Below are 2,235 nucleotides of genomic sequence, written 5' to 3'. Positions count from 1 at the left end.
GGCGTGATGTTCACGGCGCCGAGGTTGCCGCGGTTGGTCCACGAGGTGCCGTAGCTGCCACCGGACGCCAGGTTCATGGAGACCGAACCGCCACCGTCGGTCCAGAACGAGTAGTGGTAGCCGTTGTTGGCACCCGTCTGGTTCGTGGTGATGACCGTGTCGGCGCGAGCGGTGCCAGGCAGCATCGGTCCGGACGTTGCCAGCGCCAAGGCGCGGGTGGGGGTGTTGTCCATGTTCGTGCTTCCTCCTTGCGACGGCTTGCGGGGAGCCAGGCGCGCGTGGGGGCCCGGGAGACCGGATCGCGAGAACGAACCGGGACCGCCTGGGCTTGTGGCCTGGCGATGCCGACAGTGTTGAGCTGTACCCGTCAAGCCACTCCGGCGCAGGACCTTGACGAGGCCGTCGCTCGCCGGGACCGGGGCCTCCCCGAGTGCCGGACCGTCCTCCCCGGGAGGTCAACCACTCCTCAAGCCGGCTCTCCGGCAGACGGAACGCCGTCGGTCGCCCGCTCCTTCTCGACCTCGGCCACCCTGGCGAGAAGCTCCTCACGACCGATGGCATCGGTGCGTGTCGAGGGCACGGTGCAGGCGTAAGCGCCGGCCACCGCCCCGTACAAGGCGCAGCGTCGGGGGTGTTCGCCGTTCAGCCTGCCGAGGAGGAATCCGGAGGCGAAGGCGTCGCCGGCGCCGTTGGAATCCACCACAGGAGCCGGTGGGGTGACGGCCGGCGTATGCGTCAGATCATCGTCGTACAGCAGGTACGCGCCGTCGGCGCCCGCGGTCGCGACGACGATCCGGGCCCTCCCTCGTCCGGCGATGTCACGCATGGTGCGCTCGGGGTCGGTCAGAGCGGTGGTGGACAGGAACACGAGGTCCGCCTGGAGGGCGAACGTCTCGTGGTAGGCGTCGACGCCGTCCCAGTTGTGCAGATCGGTGGAGATGGTCACACCGGCCTCGCGGAGCACCGGCAGCGTGAAGGCGCACGGCTGCGTGATGACCACGTGGGCGTGACGGCTGTCGGCGACGAGCCGGCGGACCGTCGACTCCTCGAAGCGGTCCGAGTCGTGGGAGCGGGAGGCGTCGTACAGGGAAAGCCGCCGCCCGTCCGGGCCGACGAGGTTGACCGCGCGCTTCGTGCCGCCCGGCTGAGGAGCCTCGGTTAGGGGGATGCCCCGGTCACGGTGGAGGGCGCGGACCAGGTCTCCCTCATGGTCGTCGCCGATCAGGTCGAGGTGGTGGGTACGCAGGCCGAGGGCGTGCAGCCCGAGCGAGACGAAGTCCCCGCTCTGTCCCGCGCGGGTCTCGATGCCGGGTCGGATCATGTAGCTGTCGGCGAACGGGAGCGGCAGTTCGGGGACATGGACGATGGTGTCCACGCCCGCGCCGCCCAGGACGAGGACGTCGGTCTGCTTGCGCATGAAGGTGGTCGTGCCTCTCGGTTCAAGGATGCGTGTCAGGGGTTTTCGGCCCGGTGGCCCGGTCCGTCCACGACGCGCAGGACGGAGCGTGCTCCGTCCTGCGCGTCGTGGGTGTGCGGTCTGTCCCTGGCCGGTCAGTCCTCCTGGGCCCCGGTGTGCAGCGCCAGTGCCCCGCGAGCCGGCACCGCGGCCCGGACGGTGCCGTCGTCACCGACCGTGATGGTGTTGCCGTCGCAGTCGTCCGGAGAGGCCGCGGCGACGTTGCAGTAGATGCCGCCGGGCAGGGAGGTCGTGAAGGTCTCGGTCAGGGCGCCGTCCCCGTTGTTGACGGCGACGAATCCCTTGTCGCCACGGCCGAAGGCGATCGCGCTGCCGCCGTTGTCCCACCAGTCGGTCAGCTCGGCGGAGCCCACCTCGTTACGGAAGCCGACCAGGCCGGTGATCGCTCGCTGGGCGTGTATGTCGGTCCAGCCGTCGCCGCCGCTCGGCGGGCCGGCGTCCTTGTCGGACCACTCGAAGCCCGAGTACACGTTCGGCGAACCGTACGGCGAGGCGAGCATGAAGACGTTGGCGAGGGTGTAGGCCGCGCCGTCCTTGTAGGTCAGCGTCGAACCGTTGCGCTCGGTGTCCCAGTTGTCGACGAACGTACGCGAGGAGGCGCTGCTCAGCTTGCCGTCGGCGACGGATTTCAGCTGTGCGACGGCGCCTCCCTGGAAGGCGCTCTTGAGGTGGCCCCCGTAACGGAATTCGTCCACGTCTCCGATTCCGGCGTACTCCTCCGAGTGCACGGCTTCGCCGCCTCCGTGGATGACCTCCGA

3 protein-coding genes are annotated in these 2,235 nt (G+C 69.8%); all 3 read right to left on the bottom strand.

Annotated features, from left to right (window positions below):
- Positions 1-233: glycoside hydrolase family 11 protein (locus ACFWFI_RS37660; RefSeq protein WP_387399474.1), on the bottom strand; the 233-nt coding region annotated here is incomplete at its 3' end.
- 233 nt (positions 234-466) lie between these two features.
- Positions 467-1,417: an adenosine kinase gene (locus ACFWFI_RS37655; protein ID WP_387399472.1), complete on the bottom strand. Its 951-nt coding sequence runs from the start codon at positions 1,415-1,417 to the stop codon at positions 467-469.
- Between the two features lie 134 nt (positions 1,418-1,551).
- On the bottom strand, positions 1,552-2,235 hold a 684-nt coding region (locus ACFWFI_RS37650; RefSeq protein ID WP_387399470.1), incomplete at its 5' end, for an alpha amylase C-terminal domain-containing protein.

The organism is Streptomyces sp. NPDC060209, assembly GCF_042728155.1.
Taxonomy (GTDB): Bacteria; Actinomycetota; Actinomycetes; order Streptomycetales; family Streptomycetaceae; genus Streptomyces.
Note: the sequence above shows the minus strand (reverse complement) of the source record. Positions and strands in the feature narration are given on the sequence as shown.

Excerpts from the sequence above, each read along its gene's own strand:
- ACFWFI_RS37655 (WP_387399472.1), bottom strand. The coding sequence starts at position 1,417 with ATGCGCAAGCAGACCGACGTCCTCGTCCTGGGCGGCGCGGGCGTGGAC.